Annotated in this window: 16 protein-coding genes and 1 pseudogene; 13 read left to right on the forward strand and 4 right to left on the reverse strand. The window is 46.0% G+C overall.

Features of this window, described 5'->3' with window-relative positions:
- The first annotated feature begins 206 nt into the window (after positions 1-206).
- The 3 genes from MHI51_RS03120 to MHI51_RS03130 all read left to right on the forward strand — a co-directional run bounded on the left by MHI51_RS03120 (position 207) and on the right by MHI51_RS03130 (position 3707).
- Positions 207-1550 (forward strand): MFS transporter, encoded by a 1344-nt coding sequence (locus tag MHI51_RS03120; protein WP_076278143.1) that lies wholly within the window; start codon positions 207-209, stop codon positions 1548-1550.
- A 160-nt stretch (positions 1551-1710) separates the two neighbouring features.
- Positions 1711-2451, forward strand: coding sequence for an ABC transporter ATP-binding protein (locus MHI51_RS03125; RefSeq protein ID WP_036676805.1), 741 nt, complete (start codon positions 1711-1713; stop codon positions 2449-2451).
- Complete coding sequence (locus MHI51_RS03130) at positions 2430-3707, forward strand: ABC transporter permease (RefSeq protein WP_139329953.1); 1278 nt, start codon at positions 2430-2432, stop codon at positions 3705-3707. The genes MHI51_RS03125 and MHI51_RS03130 overlap by 22 nt, the downstream gene beginning before the upstream one ends.
- Positions 3708-4156: 449 nt before the next feature.
- On the opposite strand, the gene MHI51_RS03135 is transcribed toward MHI51_RS03130, so the two are convergent.
- Positions 4157-5425, reverse strand: coding sequence for an NAD(P)/FAD-dependent oxidoreductase (locus tag MHI51_RS03135; RefSeq protein ID WP_076219358.1), 1269 nt, complete (start codon positions 5423-5425; stop codon positions 4157-4159).
- Between the two features lie 394 nt (positions 5426-5819).
- On the opposite strand from MHI51_RS03135, the gene MHI51_RS03140 reads away from it, so the two are divergent.
- From MHI51_RS03140 to nadE, 3 genes are all read left to right on the forward strand, one after another.
- Complete coding sequence (locus tag MHI51_RS03140) at positions 5820-7322, forward strand: ATP-binding protein (RefSeq protein WP_081393520.1); 1503 nt, start codon at positions 5820-5822, stop codon at positions 7320-7322.
- A gap of 120 nt (positions 7323-7442) precedes the next feature.
- The gene (locus tag MHI51_RS03145; protein ID WP_036676813.1) at positions 7443-7877 is read left to right on the forward strand and encodes a BrxA/BrxB family bacilliredoxin; all 435 of its coding nucleotides are present in this window, start codon (positions 7443-7445) and stop codon (positions 7875-7877) included.
- A gap of 168 nt (positions 7878-8045) precedes the next feature.
- Entirely contained in the window at positions 8046-8855 is an 810-nt protein-coding gene (gene nadE, locus MHI51_RS03150; protein ID WP_076124401.1) for an ammonia-dependent NAD(+) synthetase, read from the forward strand.
- Positions 8856-8950: 95 nt separating this feature from the next.
- On the opposite strand, the gene MHI51_RS03155 is transcribed toward nadE, so the two are convergent.
- Positions 8951-9778 carry an alpha/beta hydrolase gene (locus tag MHI51_RS03155; protein ID WP_076124399.1) on the reverse strand — a complete coding sequence of 276 codons (828 nt, stop codon included), beginning with the start codon at positions 9776-9778 and terminating at the stop codon, positions 8951-8953.
- A 209-nt stretch (positions 9779-9987) separates the two neighbouring features.
- On the opposite strand from MHI51_RS03155, the gene acpS reads away from it, so the two are divergent.
- Positions 9988-10386, forward strand: coding sequence for a holo-ACP synthase (acpS, locus tag MHI51_RS03160; protein ID WP_076124398.1), 399 nt, complete (start codon positions 9988-9990; stop codon positions 10384-10386).
- Between the two features lie 37 nt (positions 10387-10423).
- The gene (gene mutY / locus MHI51_RS03165; RefSeq protein WP_405173571.1) at positions 10424-11707 is read left to right on the forward strand and encodes an A/G-specific adenine glycosylase; all 1284 of its coding nucleotides are present in this window, start codon (positions 10424-10426) and stop codon (positions 11705-11707) included.
- 871 nt (positions 11708-12578) lie between these two features.
- On the opposite strand, the gene MHI51_RS03170 is transcribed toward mutY, so the two are convergent.
- Positions 12579-13187 carry a superoxide dismutase gene (locus MHI51_RS03170; protein WP_036676820.1) on the reverse strand — a complete coding sequence of 203 codons (609 nt, stop codon included), beginning with the start codon at positions 13185-13187 and terminating at the stop codon, positions 12579-12581.
- A gap of 482 nt (positions 13188-13669) precedes the next feature.
- Between MHI51_RS03170 and MHI51_RS03175 the strand changes: the two genes are divergently transcribed.
- From MHI51_RS03175 to folE, 5 genes and pseudogenes are all read left to right on the forward strand, one after another.
- Positions 13670-14089 (forward strand): GNAT family N-acetyltransferase, encoded by a 420-nt coding sequence (locus tag MHI51_RS03175; protein ID WP_036676822.1) that lies wholly within the window; start codon positions 13670-13672, stop codon positions 14087-14089.
- A 190-nt stretch (positions 14090-14279) separates the two neighbouring features.
- The gene (gene lepB / locus MHI51_RS03180; protein WP_076220026.1) at positions 14280-14888 is read left to right on the forward strand and encodes a signal peptidase I; all 609 of its coding nucleotides are present in this window, start codon (positions 14280-14282) and stop codon (positions 14886-14888) included.
- A 35-nt stretch (positions 14889-14923) separates the two neighbouring features.
- Positions 14924-16120: pseudogene (queG, locus tag MHI51_RS03185) on the forward strand (tRNA epoxyqueuosine(34) reductase QueG); the annotation flags it as partial.
- Positions 16121-16249: 129 nt separating this feature from the next.
- A complete protein-coding gene (locus MHI51_RS03190) occupies positions 16250-16501 on the forward strand; it encodes a YneF family protein (protein WP_036676828.1) in 252 nt (83 codons plus the stop codon).
- 45 nt (positions 16502-16546) lie between these two features.
- Positions 16547-17140: a GTP cyclohydrolase I FolE gene (folE, locus tag MHI51_RS03195; protein ID WP_036676830.1), complete on the forward strand. Its 594-nt coding sequence runs from the start codon at positions 16547-16549 to the stop codon at positions 17138-17140.
- 118 nt (positions 17141-17258) lie between these two features.
- Here the strand turns inward: folE and MHI51_RS03200 are convergent, their stop codons facing one another.
- On the reverse strand, positions 17259-18437 hold the full coding sequence (locus tag MHI51_RS03200; protein WP_076105973.1) for a Fe-Mn family superoxide dismutase: 1179 nt from the start codon (positions 18435-18437) through the stop codon (positions 17259-17261).
- Positions 18438-18442 lie beyond the last annotated feature (5 nt).

Raw genomic sequence — 18442 nt, forward strand, 5'->3', positions numbered from 1 at the left:
GTCACAATGAGCACACTTTTAATTATTAAAAATCAAACAATTTTTTGAATACGATAAAAACAAAGGTTTTTTTGATTTCAGTCTTTGAAAGGATAAGAATTTCAGTCTTAGGTTCAAGCGCTATTTACGCCTCCAGACGGATGATTGATGTTCTCCAATATTTTACTATTACTTCATCGAGAAATAGTAACGGGGAGTGAAGTAAGATGGAGGAACAACTGGCTCATGATTCAAAAGAAGGAAAGCTAACGGCGAATAAGCCCTTTATGCTGCTTATTGCCGCACAGCTTGTATCGAATGTGGGAGACTGGTTGCATATCCTAGCGCTACTGACAATGGTAGGTTTTAAATGGAATGCGACACCGTGGGAAATTACGGCTATATCTTTATGTATGGCTGTGCCGTTGCTCTTAGGAGGACCGTTCGCAGGTTATTTAAGTGATCGTTTTAACCGCAAGGCGCTGATGATTGGTTCGGATCTAGCTCGTGCCGGAATCGTTGTTTGTTTGGTATTTGCAGGTTCTCTCTGGCAGGTATATGTCCTGCTGGTGGCTAAAGGGATCATGGATGTACTCTTTTCACCAGCCAAAAGCGGAAAGCTCAAGGAGCTTGTCCCTGCGGCCCAGATGGATAAAGCCATGGCGCTTAGCTCATCTATCGAACAAATAACCAAAATTGTAGGTCCTGCTCTAGGTGGACTGCTGGTTGCCGCATTTGGTATTGCCGCTTGTTATGTGATTGACTCGGCTACCTTCATTTTATCGGCGGTCATCTTAATAGGACTGCCGCGTGCGGCTGCACTGAAGAAAGATGCAGCAGAGGATAACACAGGGGAGAATGGTGCTCGGAAGTCTTTTCGCCAAGAAATGTCGGCGGGTCTGCAGGTGATCGTGGGAATGCCTGTAGTACTTTGCGGGATTGCTATGCTGGTGTTAGTGCTGCTAATGCTGCAAATTGGTGATTCGCAGATTGTAACGTTATTCCGGGAAATTCCGGGTGTGAACGGTGATCTGCTGGGTTGGTGTGTGGCAGCCAGTGGTCTTGGCACCTTACTGTCAGCCCTGCTTGTAAGCCGTATAGGCAGTGGTAAACATACGCTCGTCTTCATGGGATTGGGAGCTGTAATTATGGGGGTTGTTTTCTCAAGTGCAGGAATTGTAACTGCCCACGGTCAGGCTGGATTATGGATGAACATCGCTTTGTTTGGTTCTTTTATGTTTGCTGGTGTGGGGGCAGGCCTTGCGTTCATTCCCTTCAATTCAATGCTGCAACAGCGGACCCCTGCGGAATACACGGGCCGTGTATTTGGGACTATAGGCAGTCTAACAAGTGCGGCTGTTATCTTGGGACCTGTAGCCGGTGGGGCTTTAGTTACAGCGTCAGGACCTGTCCCGGCTTTCATTCTCTCTGGTTTGCTTACAGCCCTGCTCGGAGTGTTACTGTTAATGCTGCGGGGTAAAATCGAGCGTAGAGATGAAGCGGCAATTAAACGTGAAGAAGAAATTTCAGCAACAAATAACCTAGAGCTTCTCGGACAGACCTCTCTTTAAAGGGAGGTTTCTTTTTTAAATAGGAGAGTAGTTCTCTGAGCTGTGAAAAAATCAGTTTGCTTCCTTGGAGAAAGTATATATAGTACGATTAGAGAAGCTATCTTTCTGGATTGGAATTTTGATAATAATATTCATTAGAAATATTTAGGAGTTGGCGAATATGGAGAATGTAGAAATAACAGGGGATACCGAGAGCGACGAAGAGATTGTACTCGATGTTGAGATCGATGAAGCAGGCTATGAAGCAGGTGCCCCGTGCATATTCGATATTTCATTTCAGGTGCGGCGTGGACAGCTGCTCGGACTGATCGGACCAAACGGTGCGGGAAAAAGTACTACAATCAAAACACTGCTCGGTTTGCTTAAGAATACCAAAGCTAAGGTCTCCTTTAATGGAGTTAATAAATCCTATGCTTATGTACCGGAGCAACCGGTGTTTTATGAGGACCTGACCTTATGGGAGCACTTAGATTTGGCTGCTGCTGCTTATGGACTAAAATATGAGCAGTTTCAAGAAACGGCGGAGAGGTTACTGAAGCAGTTCGGCATGAATCATGTCCGTGATGATCTTCCAGCTGGATTCTCTAAGGGTATGAAACAGAAAATGATGCTGATGCTTGGCTTTTTGGTGCAGCCGGATGTTTATATTGTGGACGAGCCTTTTATCGGCTTGGATCCTCGGGCCACTAAAGATTTCCTGCGGCTGCTGGAAGCGGAGCGGCAGCGCGGAGCTGGTGTATTAATGTCTACGCATGTATTGGATACTGCTGAGAAAATTTGCGATGATTTTGTGCTGATCTCGGGTGGCAGGGTTGCCGCTGCAGGAACGCTCGAAGATATACGTGATTATGCTGGGCTGCCGGAGGCGTCGTTGTTTGATTGCTTCGACGAACTGACATGAGTAAGCAGAAGCAGCGAGGGTTTGCTTTTCCTACCTCCAAAAAGCTATTCTGGCGGCGATTATTTTCTCATTGGCGTGAGCAATCTGCTATTATTCGTACGGCTGCCGATTGGACTGTGCTGTTATATATACTGATTCCCGGGGGATTTCTGGGAGGACGGTTATATTACGGGTTCTGGAACGAGGCATTGCCAGCTTGGAGTGGAGATTTGCCGTTTATGCTCATTCCTTCATTATTAGTGCTCCTGCTCTGTAGAGGGGGACTGGTGCTATTATTGCAGGAAGGCGATCTATTATTTCTAAGACAACGGCAGCGATGGATAAATACGATTATGTTTCGCGGGTTGCTGTATAGCCTGATCGTAACATCGTTGAAGTTCTGTGTAGCTTTTGTGCTGTTATTACCTTTTCTGGTTCGGGGATATGGAATGCTGTCATCCGAGGTATGGGCGCTGTTCGCTCTGACTCTGGCATGTAGCTGGTGCGTTAAATTACTTGGGCATATTGTAAAAGTACAAAAGCAAGGCTGGCGGCGCTGGCTGTGGCTGATTCTGGCCATCTCCGTTCCTTGTGGGATTTATTTCCGTGCAGCTACGTTTTGGAACAACAGTCCAGTTTTTATGCTGCTGATTGCAGCACTCTTTGCAGTCGTAGCGGTAATCGCTCTTCAGCGGCGTATAGTGATGCGTGGGACGTTCATGAACGATGTGCGTGAAGATTATAAGCAGCGGATGAAAATAGCGGCCCTATTACTCCGCGGCGTACTGGATAAGCCACGTCCGACCCGCCATAAGCCGTGGATTTTCCGGAAATCACAGCCTTTGCTAAAATCAAAAACTGCCGAGAGCCGTTTCTCTGCGGCAGCGATTAAGGCACTTGTACGGAATCCGGCTCATTTAAAGCTCTACTTATCGTTTACTGCTGTGTCCCTTTTAGCGATATTTATCATTCCATCAGGGTTCAAATGGCTGGGCTTTATAGTTTTAGTTTCTCTCATGACCAATTGGCTGTTGTCGTTCTGGTCGTTATTCGTGGGAGATGATTACATCGGAATTCTGCCGTTTACGAAGGAACAAAAAGCCGAAGCGGGGCTGCGTGCGGTCCCTATCTTACTGCTTCCTTTTTCAATCATTTGTTCTGCGCTGATCTGTATTTCCTTATATGGATGGTTTGGGATTATCCTGTTCATCCCGCTAGGTTATATCGTTGCACTGTTTAGCTCTAGAATATTTGGAACATTTCGCTTAGCGAAATAAAGATATAAATAGAACGGAAGAGTGCCCTATAAGCCGTGAAAAGGCTGCTGGGGCACTCTTCTTTTTTTGTCTTGATTCGATCTATTGCACGCACGTATGTACGAGGTACCTAGCTAGCCTATCGGACACAGCTGCCCCTAAACATACTATTTTTCCACTTTTGGGATGCTAACGGACTCCATAGTTGCTATTGCCATGAAAAACACCATATATGAGCCTCGTTATAAGGAATAGCGTCGTTGGAGTCCGAAACACTGCCCATAAGGTGATAAATTCGCAAATAACGTCATCTGGGTCCGAAGCCGCAGTAGCTGATTAGGACAGACGCTCCACATAGCAGCTGAGGAACCCAAAACAGAGGAGCGATTCTCCAATTAATGAGAGAATCGCGCAGACCGCCATTTTCAAAGTAGTAAGCTGCTTGGAGGATATTCACGTTGCATTAGAGATTATCCCAGTCGAATGTCAGCAGCGTGCTTGCCTGCTGTATATCCTGTTGAGAAGGCCGCTGTTATATTGTAGCCTCCTGTATAGCCATGGATATCGAGTACCTCGCCGCAGAAGAATAACCCCGGCATAAGCTTCGATTCCATTCTTTTGGGATCGATCTCCTTCAGGTTTACCCCGCCCCCGGTAACAAAGGCCTCGGATAGGGAACGGGTGCCATGCACATAAACCGGCATGCGTTTCAAAATCCCAGCTAATAGAAGCAACCCATTCTTGGAGACGTGATGGCCAGTTGTATCCCCATCTAAGTCAGCTTTAGTCAGCAAGAGGGGGATGAGACGTTCTGGCAACAGTCCTTTCAGCGAATTGCGGATCGCTTTCTTAGGTTCCTGATCCAGCTTATCCTGCAACATAGATTCTACTTCCTGTGTGTTCAGATCAGGGAAGAGATCAATGGACATCTCCACCGTATCTGTGCCGGATTTACGTTGGACTTGTCTCAGAAATTGGCTGCACCGCAGTGCAATGGGCCCTGATAATCCAAAATGGGTGAATATCATATCTCCTCGATGAGAGATGACCTTCTTCCCTTTAGGATTCCACACAGTGAGGGCTACATCACGTAGTGACAGGCCTTGCAGCTCGCCGGACTTAATCCATTCTTCCCGTGAAAGAATCGGCACCTCTGTCGGAAACAGCTCGGTGATCGTGTGCCCTGCGGCTTCTGCCCAAGGGTAGCCATCTCCAGTGGAGCCGGTCTGTGGTACAGACTTGCCTCCGGTGGCGATGATAACAGCAGTGCAGGCGATCGTCTTGCCTGAGTTCAGCTGGACTCCCTTAACAGCCCCTTCGTCATAGATTATTCTTGAGACGGGACTGTCGGTCATAATCTGCACGCCTAGACTCCGTACTTTGCTGATTAAGGCAGATACGACACTAGAGGCCTTATCGGAAACGGGAAACATCCGCCCGTTATCTTCTTCTTTTAATGCAATGCCTAAACCTTCAAAAAAGGCGATGATATCCTGGTTATTAAAATGGTCGAAGGCACTATACAAAAAACGCCCGTTTCCTGGAATATGGGCGATTAGCTCGTCTCTTTCCTTGACGTTGGTAACATTGCAGCGTCCGCCACCAGATATTCCGAGCTTTCGGCCTAGTTTTGCTCCCTTGTCGATTAGCAGAACGGATGCCCCGTGTTCTGCAGCGGCCACGCTTGCCATTAGACCCGAAGGGCCGCCTCCAATGACGATCACATCGTAATTGCTCATGAAATTTTACTCCTTTACATGTTAAGACACGGAAGCGATTTCCGCGGGTATTCCTAACGGAATCATACCATTCTGATTCACATGTAACCAGTCTTGTCCAATCATTAGGTGATTATCGTTGTCAGGAGAGTAATCCTGTGCTTTAATCTAAGCATGTAGGGTAATTTGTCCATTTTGGGGTGTGATTGTAATTATTGGTGCGGTTAAGGATATCTTATTGCAAATATCGGCAGCATGCTCCTTTCTTTTTCTTTTTCAATGGTGGGTGGACCGTAGATTTGTGACTCGGAAAAAGGGGAAGCTCCCAAATGATCAGACCTTTTTAATTTTGGCGTGTACGTTTAGTCTTATCCTGTGCTCTCTTCTTTCGACAACTCTGTTTGGTGTAGCCTATTTGAATTTAGGATTAATCCCTGCGTATATTGGTATTTTATATGGAACTACCCGTTCGGGCATTTTACTGTCCATTTTTTTGCTTATCTGCAATGTAATCATTGCGGAGCCTACAGGAATCAGTAACGTGATATTGAATTCAGGGGTTTTATTATATCCGCTACTGTTTGGACTGGCCAAACCTTTTAAGAAAGGTACAGTAGTTGAGAAGATCGGTATGTTATGGATGATTCTTTGTCCAAGCATGCTATTTATTGCGTTAGTCCCGATTATAGGCGGGGAAAATATATATGAATCAAATTCCGTGCAAGCATTTCTGATTACGGTATATCTGTTTTTCACCATCGCTTTAGGTGGTGTTTTTGTATATTTTGTTGAGATGGTTAGAAGTAGATTGCGGGATAAAGTACAAATGGAGAGTATCAGTGAAAGTTTCCAGTGGGAGTCCGAGAAGCTGCAGCAGATTACCAATGTAGTCCCTCTGAGTATTATGTCTCTGGATGAACACGGAGTTGTAACTGATCTTAATGATTGTATGTTAGGAATGATGAGGACTCATTATCCCAATTTGCGAAAAGAGGATATTATTGACGAACCGGTAAAAAAGTTTTTTCACAGCTCAGTGGATACACAGGCCTATATGCGGGTAAGTGATAATATCCGCTCTAAACGGCGTTCCAGTGAAAAAATGATTCATGAGTCGCGCATCTATCAGATTTATTCAGCGCCGTTAATGCATAAGAGCTCAGGGGTAACAAGTGGTGCTGTAATTATTGTGCAGGATATGACCAATGAGGAAAAACTACGTGTAGAGCTGGATCATGTGGAACGTTTGAGCTTGGTCGGGCAGATGGCTGCTGGAATTACCCATGAGATTCGTAATCCTATGGCGGTAGTTCGGGGTTTTTTGCAGCTGATGAGAGAAAAGAGTGCTCAAGAATTGGATTCTTATTATCAGATTGTGATGGAAGAGCTGGACCGCGCTAATAGTATTATTAATGATTTTTTATCCTTGGCACAGAGCCGGGTTTCTGATAAAGAGAAGGTGCTGCTGCACCATATTATAGAAGAAGTTAGTCCATTGCTGTGGGCTGATGCTAATCTTCGCGGTCAAAGTGTGGAACTGAAGCTGAGCCCATCACTGCATGAATTGGAGCTAAATGTCCGGGAAATCAAGCAGCTTATTCTCAATTTAGGACGTAATGGTATGGAGGCTATGGGACCCAAGGGGGTGCTGACGCTGGAGACACGCAGTACTCATGATAAAGTGGAGTTGATTGTCACCGATAGCGGTGTTGGTATGTCAGAAAGTCAACGCGAGAAGCTGTTTTTACCCTTTTTTACGACGAAAATTCAGGGAACAGGTCTAGGCTTATCCTTGTGTCTTAGTATTGTGGAGCGGCATAACGGTAAAATAAATGTAGAGTCTGTAGAAGGAGAGGGCACGGTTTTTACGATCTCCTTCCCATTGGATAAGGAGGAACCCAGCGGGGTTCGCTCTTAGATTGAATCACCCTCTACAGCATCTCTTGCTTTCACAGAGTATGAATGTATAATAAAGTTAGTAAGTACTGCTGTAATATTATCTGACAAACAGTTGAAAAGTGAAGGAGAGTGCAGAGAAATGTCCATGTCTTTTAATCAATATATGAGAGATTCAATTCAGCCTATGCGTGATGACCTGACAAGTATCGGGTTTCAGGAGCTTATGACTCCAGAAGAGGTGGAAGCAACTCTTCCAACCGCAAAAGGAACATCGCTTGTAGTCGTAAATTCGGTCTGTGGTTGTGCTGCTGGACAATGTCGTCCAGGTGTAGCTCAGGCTTTGCAAAATGAAATCACTCCGGATCACTTGTTCACAGTGTTTGCAGGTCAAGAGAAAGAAGCTACTGCTAAAGCACGTGAATATTTTGCTCCTTATCCGCCATCCTCACCTTCCATCGCACTGATGAAGGATGGAGAACTCGTTCACTTTATTGAACGTCATGGTGTAGAAGATCGTTCGGCTGCTGAAATTGCTGCTGAATTGAAAGAAGTCTTCAATCGTTTGTGCCAGTAAAAACAGTTATTCCATATAATCTCGCATCAGCCGGCAAATCGGCTGCATGCGGGATTTTTCAAAATATAAGAGCAATAATGGGATAGAATATGCTTAGAAGCATGAGCTTCGTTTGGGTGGATATTTTGATGGATATGGAACCATTTCTGATGGAACGAGGTGTGTTTGGTGAGTTTACAGAAAGAAATTATTGCTGATCTTGGCGTGAAGCCAACGATTGATGTAGAGGTTGAGGCACGAAAACGGGTTGATTTCTTAAAGTCGTACGTGCTGAACGCAGGGGCTAAAGGATTATTGATCGCCATTAGTGGTGGAGTGGACAGTGCGGTAGCCGCGGGTCTTTGTAAACAGGCTACGGACGAGCTGTCGGCAGAAAAAGGCACAGAGTATATGACGCTTGGCGTATTCCAGCCTTATGGGGTTCAGGAAGATATTCAGCACAGCTACGATGTTGCCAAAGCTTTTAATCTGACTCATACTGTGGAGACCAACATTGAGGAAGCGGTAAATGAAATTGCCCTTGAAGTTGAGCATGGTCTGAAATCAATAGGCCAACACCGCCATATGACGCATCAAGGCAAAGGAAATGTTAAAGCCAGAACACGTATGGTTATGCAATATGCACTCGCTTTTGAGAACAATCTAATTGTAGTAGGAACGGATCATGCTTCTGAAGCGATTACCGGCTTCTACACGAAGTGGGGCGATGGCGCTGTAGATATTACACCACTATCCACACTTAATAAACGTCAGGTACGTCAATTGGCTGCACATATCGGTGTGCCTGCGGATATTGTCACAAAAGCACCTACGGCGGGCTTATGGCCGGGTCAGACGGATGAAACCGAGCTGGGCATTACTTATGACGATAACAGCGACTATCTGGAAGGTAAACAGGTTAACCCTGAAGTAGCTGAGAAGCTTGAGAATTATTACCGGAGAACGGCACATAAGCGTAATGTTATTCCGGGGATTTAGAATAGGTTGAACTAGAAATCGCCACGGGTCTGCGTAGCAGCAGAGCTCGTGGCGGTTTTTGTGAGTTGGATAGCTGGATAGACTAAGAAGAATAATTATTCTGTAAGCGTAAGTGTCTGATCGATAAAATTAGTTGTCGCAGCAATCGCGAACTCTAATTGCGGAGTCGTGCCAGCAAAAGGATGCACAGTGTTGAACGTATGATTACCCTCAGGAACCTGCACCCAGCTAATATCTGGCCGAAGTTTGATGAGATGCTCAGATCCTTGGCGGAGATGTACTCCATCTTGACTGCCTTGAATAAGGACAACTGGGAAGGACGCTTTCTGTATGCGTTCAAGGATGTTATAGCGTTCTTTGTTGTTCTCCATATCTTCTAAAATTACAGCATCCAGCGGCATTTGTTGGCCAGTACGTCCATTAAGGACATAGGTTCTTCCTGTTTCCTTCATCTGCTGCTTTTGTTCTTCCGTCAGCAAATCGAGTTTCGTAACCCCGTTCCAGGAGATTACTCCGCTGATCTCATTGGGATGATCAAGCGTGTAGACCAAACAAATTCCCCCTCCGAGACTGTGGCCGAGAAGGAATAACGGCAGGCTGCCGAATTTCGGGTGTTGACTAAGATAGGACAACAGGATTTCCATGTCCTTCAAGCTGCGGCGATAGGTGTTGCGGGCGAACTTCTCAAGTTCAGTGAAATGCAGCAGATCTTCCCCGATGCCAGCATGAGAGAAGTTAAAAGTAATTACTTCATGCTCTTGGCTGAGAGTTGTGGCTATGTAAGGAAACATTCCCCAATCTTTAAAACCTTTGTAGCCATGGGCTATAACTATAACGCTTTTGGCTTTGCCTTGGGCTGGGAAGTGTGAGCAGCGGAGAACAGCTCCGTCTCCGGCAGGTATTTCAAAATTACGATGATTCATAGGGTAATCCCCTCTCCATATATAAAAATGAAGTAAATCAGCTAGTCTATCGTGAAGTCGCTGGATAGTCTTATTAGACTTAGAGCGCATTTTCTTTTAAGATAGCAGAAAGAATCTTGCAGGACTATTACTTTTAATAATACTTCATATGATTGATCATACCATTATTGAAGCAAAATGGGATACACGTCCATAAGGAGCGTGAAGTGTTGATTTACGGAATCGGACATGATGTGTTAGAAATTGAACGAATCTCAGAGGTAATAAATAGAGGACTGGGTAAGAAATTTAACCAGCGGGTCTTAACAGAGCAAGAATATCAACTTGCTGAAGAGCGAAGCGGGAGGTTGGCTGAGTTCGTAGCCGGACGTTTTGCTGCCAAGGAAGCAGTTGTGAAGGCTTTAGGCTGTGGCATCGGCAATGTAGTTGGGTTTCAGGATATTGAGATATTGCCTGATGCTAAAGGAAAACCAGAGGTAACTTTATCGTGTGAAGCTTGGAGCAGACTAGATCTGCCAAATGGACAGAGGTACACCATTCATCTTACGATAACACATGGCCGTGATTTGGCTTCGGCTTTTGCTGTCGTGGAAGGGCCAGGTTCATAAATTGAACCCTGATTATAGAAGGGCAAGGAGCGTTATAATGACACAACAAGATATACAAGTTCAAGACGGACAGGAGCTGCGGGAGGCTAAGAAATATTTCAGCTATCATTTGCTGGAGTGGTATCAAGGGCAGAAACGGGATTTGCCTTGGCGTCGGCACCGCAATCCTTATTATATTTGGATTTCTGAAATAATGCTGCAGCAGACAAGGGTGGATACGGTAATCCCGTATTTCAATCGGTTTATCGAAAGGTTTCCTACCGTGGAGTCGCTCGCCGATGCACCAGAAGAGGACGTGCTTAAGTGCTGGGAAGGCTTAGGTTATTATTCTCGTGCTCGCAATATACAGCATGCGGCCAAACAGGTCAAAGAGCTGTATGGCGGGCAGGTGCCGAATGATCGCGAGGCTGTGTTCAGTTTAAAGGGAGTGGGACCTTATACGGCAGGGGCTATCCTTAGCATTGCGTTCAATCGGCCGGAGCCAGCGGTCGACGGCAATGTGATGCGGGTGTTGTCCCGATACTTCCTGATAGAGGATGATATCGCCAAGGGACCCACCCGCGTAAAAATGGAGCGCCTGGCAGCTGAACTGATCCCGGAGGGGGAAGCGGCATCTTTTAATCAGGCGCTGATGGAGCTTGGGGCGCTCGTATGCACTCCTAAATCACCGCGCTGTTTAACCTGCCCGGTGATGGAGCATTGCGCCGCGCGCCTGGCGGGCTGCGAGACCTCGCTGCCCGTCAAGACCAAGGCCAAGCCGCCGCGCCCTGAGGAGCGGCTGGCGGCCTTAATCGAGGGCCGCGGTGCCCACGCGGGCCAAGTGCTCATCCGGCAGCGGCCACAAAGCGGGCTGTTAGCCCGCATGTGGGAGCTGCCGCACTGGCCGGCGCCGCCTGTGGAAGGCGGCGCCAAAGGCGCGCGGCTGCCGGAAGTCGCGGCGCTGGACCGGCTGCGCCGGTCACTGCGGGAGGCTGGGATCTCTGCCCGGCCTGAGAAGCACTGGATGGCTGCTGAGCATATCTTCAGCCATATCGTGTGGACGCTGCAGGTGTACCGCTGCAGCGAAGAGGACGCCCTTCCGCTGCCGATAGCGGCAGAAGGACGGGCGGTGTACAACGCGGATGCGGACTTGTTCTCAGGAATCGACAGCAGCATGCCTATCGAGAGATTTGAGGACGGGACCGCTAGTCCAGAGGACGGCGGAGCTGTGCGCTGGATCAGCCGCGAAGACATGGCTAACTATGCGTTCCCTAACGTTTTTCTGAAGCTATTGAACCTTTATTTTGATGAGCAGGAAGAGCGGGCGAAGCTAGAGCAGTAGGGGATTCGCTGTGTTGTGTTGCTAAAGTGCTAAATGTACAAAACCTGAGTTTGATGTATGCACCTAAGTAGGGTCGTATGCACCTAAGTATGGTCAAATGCACCTAAGTATGGTCATATGCGCCTAACTAGAGTAGTATGCACCTAAGTATGGTCATATGCACCTAAGTAGGGTCGTATGCACCTAAGTAGGGTCGTATGCACCTAAGTAGGGTCGTATGCACCTAAGTAGGGTCGTATGCACCTAGGTATGGTCGTATGCTTCAGTCTCATCGTAGCAAATATTCATTTATTTGGCTCAGATTAGTTCAGTCTTGTTCCAACTAAATTCTTCTGGTGTTCTATGGCTACGAGAGTGGTAAAGATTTAATTAGGGAATTCTTCCCTAAAAATAGGTCGATTTGGCTTGTAATTGATCATTTTAGGGAAAACCTCCCTAATAATTGGGGAAATATCGGTTTTATGCCCAAAACGGATGATTTTTAGGGAGTATTTCCCTAATTACTCGTGTTTATGGAGTATATCGCAGAATTTTAGGGAGTTATTCCCTAATCTATTGCTCAGCGACTCCAAACGCAGATTCTCGTAAGCCGAGTATAGATTTATTGCGATTTATTCCGATCTATTCTCATCTATACCGATCCAGTGCATCCATTTAAGCGACGCAAGGGGCGTGAAATGCGGTGTCTGGGAGGATCTCAATCAATCAATCAATCAATCAATCAATCAATCAATCAATCTCTGTCTTCATCTTCATCTTTCTCTTTCTCTTTATCTTTATCTCCAACCTAAACAAAGAAGGTATCCCTTAGCCTATTCGGCTCTGAGATACCTTCTTTTTTAGTTAAATGGCATAAGCCAAATGGAATTTCTTATTTTGCGCTTTCGTAACGTTTGCCAACTTCTTCCCAGTTTACTACGTTCCAGAACGCTTTGATGTAATCAGGGCGTTTGTTTTGGTAGTTCAGGTAGTAAGCGTGCTCCCATACATCCAGTCCGAGGATTGGAGTAGCGCCTTCGCTGATTGGGTTGTCTTGGTTAGGTGTGCTTGTTACTGCCAGTTTGCCATCTTTAACAACTAGCCAAGCCCAGCCGCTGCCGAAACGAGTAGTTGCTGCTGCTGCGAAATCTTCTTTGAATTTTTCGAATCCGCCCAGTTCTTTATCGATAGCTTCAGCCAATGCGCCAGTTGGTGCGCCGCCGCCGTTTGGTCCGATAACTTCCCAGAACAAAGTGTGGTTAGCGTGTCCGCCACCATTGTTGCGAACAGCAGTACGGATAGCTTCAGGTACAGCGTTCAGATCTGTAAGAAGCTCTTCAATGCTTTTGCTTTGCAATTCAGGTGCTTTTTCCAAAGCTGCATTCAGATTAGTTACATATGTGTTATGGTGTCTGTCATGGTGAATTTCCATCGTCAATGCGTCGATGTGTGGTTCGAGTGCGTTGTTCGGATAAGGAAGTGCCGGTAATTGAAATGCCATGGAAAAATCCCTCCTGAGTTATATTAGAATTTTGTTATAGATAAAGAATTCTGGCGAACTAACGTCAAAATCCTTTATTGTAAATATGTACTATAGGGTTTCGCCCAATAGGATACTTTAATTAAACCGTATCTAGACCAATAATGCAACACTAAACAAACATAAATGTTTATAAAGTATAATTGGAGAGGGAAAGGGTTTTACAATTGTATTTAGAATGTTAAAATAAATAGTCCCTAACCTATAGACATATATCCTTATTAATACCCTTTTAATGAAGAAATGAACCCCATCCGAAATGTAAACGCTTGATATTAAGCGCTTTCAAAAGAAAAATGATGATATCACGAGAAAAGTGTGCTTTAATAGATTTAAAAGCAGGTATTCCTCGATATTTGATGCTTTTTTTTATTTTCTCTATGTTAAGGGAACCCCTTCTTTTTGTTAAATTCATAAGCCATAGACAAGGGAGATTTTAAAGAATGCACGTTCGTTCCTTTCAATTAAGCGACGTTAGCCCTGTGACTGATTTGCTGCAAACCGCATTATCGGAAGAGTGTTTCGAGAACACTATCGAGCCTTTCTCCAGGCAGCTTTCTTGGGATTCAGATCTCATTGTAGTTGCGGAAGATGAAGAAGAAATTGTTGGAGCACTGATTGGTACAATTGAGAAAAACCACGGTTGTTATTTCCGGATTGCTGTACATCCTGATTATCGCCGCAGAGGAGTCGGTAGAAGTCTGGTATCAGCTATGGAATCCAGGTTTCAAGCTCGTAAAGTCAGTGGTATCTATGTAGCCGTCGATGAGCATAATTCTTTTGCTTTGCCATTGTATGAAGCTATGGGATATAGCGAGAATCAAATCTTTAAATCTGTCCGGAAGCTGAGCATTGTTGGGTAATTTTGATCACTCAGCTGCGAAAGCGGAAACATTTTCTAGAAAAAAGAACTATAGCTGACGATATAGTCTGTTTCATTCATACTCGAGCGTATTTTCCAGAAGTCCATTGCTAATGGCTGGGAGATATGCTTTTTTATTGTTATAATATCTGCAAGTATAGACTTCAATTATTGAGAACAGAGGTGACATATTGAATCAGGAGCCCCAAGTAGATTACACGAGAAATAGGAAACAAAGACATAGATCCTCCAGATCCAAGACTACCCTGGGCGGTCGTTTGGTCTCGGAAATGAAGGATTGGCTGCTTACAGCTGTGATTGTTTTTGCTGTGATGTCTGTTCTTAATGTTTTTGTGTTCAATATATCAACGGTTAAAGGTCAGTCTATGCAGCCAACGCTCTGGGAGGGTGAGAGGCTCTTCATTAATAAAATTTCATTGCTCTTCGTAAATCCAAAACATGGTGATGTTGTCATTCTTCATGATCCAAGTACCGGACCTAGTCATAAGGAGTATTTAGTGAAGCGAGTGATTGGCATACCTGGAGATATCATAGAGGTATGGAATCATCAGTTATACGTGAATGGAAAAATAGTGAATGAGCCCTATATCGATACTGAGATTGAAGATCCGGATTTTGCAGCGTTAACCGTGGAAAGTGGCAATTATTTTGTAATGGGCGATAACCGTCATGCTTCAGCCAGCAAGGACAGCCGTTACTTCGGCTCTATTTCACAGGATATGATTGTCGGCAGGGCTGATTATATATGGTGGCCTCTGTCAAAACTGAATAGATTATAAGAAAGTCAGCGAAGATATGAAAGGAGAAGGCGGAAATGACCAATACATTTCAGTCATCGTATGCTCCCCCGCCTTCCAAGTGGGCACAGCTTAAAGCAGAGATTCAGGAGGCTGCGACATCACTCGGTATTGATGATATCGGATTTACAACAGCAGAACCTTTTTTATATTTAAAAAATATACTGCAAGACCACCGGGACAAAGGATATGAATCTGGCTTCGAGGAACCCGATCTGGATAAAAGGACAGTTCCAGCATTGTCTTCTGGAGACAAGCCGTTATCTATTATTTCGATTGCAGTGGCTTACCCTTCTAAAATGGAGAACCCTCCTAAATCTGAGCCGGGTGCACGTAGAGGCATCCTCGCCCGGGCATCTTGGGGCAGGGACTATCACCATGTGCTGAGGGAAGCCTTAAGTAAGCTAGAGGAATTTATTCACGAGCGTGTACCGGAGGCTGTGCTGGAAAGTATGGTGGACACTGGTGTTCTAGTAGATAGAGCGGTAGCGGAAAGAGCGGGAATAGGCTTCAGCGGCAAAAACTGTTCTATCATCTCGCCCAAATGGGGATCATGGATTTATCTTGGGGAAATGGTTACGAACATTCCTTTTGCTCCGGATGAACCTGTTGAAGAAGGCTGCGGGGAGTGTACTAAGTGCATTGATGCTTGTCCGACCGGAGCGCTGGTGGGTCCGGGTCAGCTTAACGCACAGGCTTGTATTTCTTTTTTGACGCAGACTAAAGGGTTCCTCAGCGAGGAGTATATGACCAAGATCGGCAATCGTCTATACGGCTGTGATACTTGCCAGATTGTATGTCCCAAGAATAGGGGTAAGAACTGGAATCATCGCCCTCAGATGCAACCTGATCCTGAAATTGTGAAGCCGCTGCTGCTGCCGATCCTTGATCTTAGCAATCGTGAGTTCAAAGAGAAATTCGGCAATAGCTCAGCAGCCTGGAGAGGCAAAAAGCCGATGCAGCGAAATGCGATCATTGCCCTAGGCAATTTTAAGGAAGCCGGGGCTGTGCCAAAGCTATCAGAGATTGTTCTGAAAGAGCCGCGGCCAGAGATGCGGGGCACTGCTGCTTGGGCGCTTGGACGTATTGGCGGTGATGAGGCTCTAGCGGCTGTAGAAGCGGGTTTAGAGCGCGAGGAGGATAGCACGGTGAGGGAAATGCTAAGCCGGGCGCAGGATGTGCTCCTTACTGGGAAGAAGGCACGAGAGGACAGCGATATTAAGGGAGGAAAAAGTTCATAGACAGGTTGCATATTGCCAATTGCTGTCCAGTTCCCGAAATGCTATGATAGATTCGCGTGCCATATGGCGATGCAGACAATAGAGTGTAGAGGTGGGCTTTAGATGAGTATCGCATTACCTATTATTACATTGGTCGTAGGTCTCATCGGTGGTTTTTTCATCGGTGTATATTATCTGCGCAAACAAATGACAAACATGCAGAATGATCCTGAAATGCTGCAAAAGGTTGCAAAGCAAATGGGTTATAACCTGAACGGGAAGCAAATGCAGCGTGCCCAGCAAATGATGAAGACTCAGGGACAGCCAGGTGCGCGCCCAGGAGCAGCTAAAGGGAATAAACGTAGAAGTAAGTAACCGGGTCCGGATAACATGTATACGGGTGCGGAAGGGGGAGACATCATGGGGAACATCAAGGAATATGTGAACGGTAAAGTTGCAGAGAACCGTGAGCAAATCGAGTATCACGTTGAGAAAATATTAGAATTAATCGGTGAAGATACCGGCCGCGAGGGACTGCTGGAAACACCGGCACGTGTTACGCGGATGTACGAGGAGATATTCGGCGGTTATTCGATAGATCCCCGCGAGGCGCTCGGCGTTACTTTTGATGAGTCTCATGAAGAGCTAGTGATCGTTAAGGATATCGTCTATTACAGCCAATGTGAACACCACATGGCTCCTTTCTTTGGTAAAGTGCATATAGGATACATTCCGAGCGGACGTATTGCTGGACTCAGCAAATTAGCTCGGCTTGTTGAAGCAGTAAGCCGGCGTCTACAGGTTCAAGAACGCATTACGGCGCAAATTGCTGATATTATGACGGAGGTGCTAGGCCCCCACGGTGTTATGGTTGTTGTGGAGGGAGAACATCTGTGTATGTGTGCACGCGGAGTGAAGAAGCCAGGCAGCAAAACGGTAACTATGGCTACTAGAGGGGTCTTCCGTGAGGATGCCGCCGCTCGTGCGGAGTTTCTAAGCTTGATTAAGGAATAAATATCGGGGTGCATACCTCGAAATTGGAAGGACCCATCGTTCACGTAATGTGAATGATGGGTCCTTTTTGGTCAGGGTGTGGGAATAAGAGTGATGTTCACTGTGAATTGAAATAATATCAAAAAGGCTTCCAGGCCAGTTTACTGGCAGCAGCATAACGTTCTGAGACGTAAGGCCAGTTAACGACCTTCCACCAATCCTCAATATAATCGGCCCGATTATTCTGATGTTTAAGGTAATAGGCATGCTCCCATACATCCAGAGCCAGTAACGGAACCACGTCCCATTGTGACAGGTTCTGATGTTTCTCCGCAGTCAAAATCTCCAGTCTATGACTGCGTGGACTCCAGACGAGAATAGCCCAGCCGCCACCTTCAACCTTATTCGCAGCTTCTGTGAACTGTTTCTTGAAGTTGTCATAGCTGCCAAAGCTTTGTTCAATGGCTTCCAGTAAGGCTCCAGTTGGACGCCCGCCACCTTGTGGAGACATTACGTTCCAGAAGATTGTATGGAGATAGTGGCCTGCCCCATTAAAGGCTAGCTCCCGCTCCCAATGCTTAACGAGATCGAAATCTCCTTTCTTGCGAGCCTCAGCTAGCTTGTTCTCCGCTTTATTTAGTCCATCTACATAACTTTGATGGTGTTTATCGTGATGAATCCGCATGGTTTTCTCATCGATGTATGGTTCCAGCGCATTATAAGCATAAGGCAATGGAGGCAGCGTATGTCCGCCAATTGGCACAGCACTCATTTCACGAATATCAAGGATAGTATCTGTAGAAGGAATAAGTCCCTCATTCCGCGTGACATTGTCCTCTTCTGTTCTTACGACATAGTCGGCTGCTGTATAATCTCTCATAATTTGCGTGAGCTGTCCGGGCGAGCTCAGAGTGTGCAGTACGGCAAGGAAATACTCTGATTCGCGAATAATATGCAGGATCACAGTGGTAGCAAGGGGGACGGCTTTGACGGCTGCGCTACTTTCCATAATGGCAAAAAGCTGCCGAACAAATTCTTGTGATTGGGTACAGGAGATATGCAGCAGCTTTTCTGTTTCCGCAGTGAGTTCAGCCTGACTTGGTGGAGAAGCAGAGAGGGCAGAATTCAATAACTGCTGAGCGGCCATCTCTGTGGCACCGAAGACCACTGCCCATTCATCCAGCAGTTTAACATAGGGTTCCTCCAGGTTAGGTACGATTGCTTTGATAACCTCGGTATGCTCTTTCTCTTGTGTTTTCCAGAATACGATTTCTTCTAAAATACGTACTGGCAGCATCGGCCCGTATACATATAACATTCCAA

The sequence above is a fragment of the Paenibacillus sp. FSL H8-0260 genome (genome assembly GCF_045040625.1).
GTDB lineage: Bacteria > Bacillota > Bacilli > Paenibacillales > Paenibacillaceae > Paenibacillus_AQ > Paenibacillus_AQ odorifer.

Excerpts from the sequence above, each read along its gene's own strand:
- MHI51_RS03135 (WP_076219358.1), bottom strand. The coding sequence starts at position 5,425 with ATGAGCAATTACGATGTGATCGTCATTGGAGGCGGCCCTTCGGGTCTA.
- MHI51_RS03190 (WP_036676828.1), top strand. The coding sequence starts at position 16,250 with ATGAGTATCGCATTACCTATTATTACATTGGTCGTAGGTCTCATCGGT.
- mutY (WP_405173571.1), top strand. The coding sequence starts at position 10,424 with ATGACACAACAAGATATACAAGTTCAAGACGGACAGGAGCTGCGGGAG.
- MHI51_RS03170 (WP_036676820.1), bottom strand. The coding sequence starts at position 13,187 with ATGGCATTTCAATTACCGGCACTTCCTTATCCGAACAACGCACTCGAA.
- MHI51_RS03120 (WP_076278143.1), top strand. The coding sequence starts at position 207 with ATGGAGGAACAACTGGCTCATGATTCAAAAGAAGGAAAGCTAACGGCG.
- MHI51_RS03125 (WP_036676805.1), top strand. The coding sequence starts at position 1,711 with ATGGAGAATGTAGAAATAACAGGGGATACCGAGAGCGACGAAGAGATT.
- MHI51_RS03145 (WP_036676813.1), top strand. The coding sequence starts at position 7,443 with ATGTCCATGTCTTTTAATCAATATATGAGAGATTCAATTCAGCCTATG.
- folE (WP_036676830.1), top strand. The coding sequence starts at position 16,547 with ATGGGGAACATCAAGGAATATGTGAACGGTAAAGTTGCAGAGAACCGT.
- MHI51_RS03155 (WP_076124399.1), bottom strand. The coding sequence starts at position 9,778 with ATGAATCATCGTAATTTTGAAATACCTGCCGGAGACGGAGCTGTTCTC.
- MHI51_RS03200 (WP_076105973.1), bottom strand. The coding sequence starts at position 18,437 with ATGTTATATGTATACGGGCCGATGCTGCCAGTACGTATTTTAGAAGAA.
- MHI51_RS03175 (WP_036676822.1), top strand. The coding sequence starts at position 13,670 with ATGCACGTTCGTTCCTTTCAATTAAGCGACGTTAGCCCTGTGACTGAT.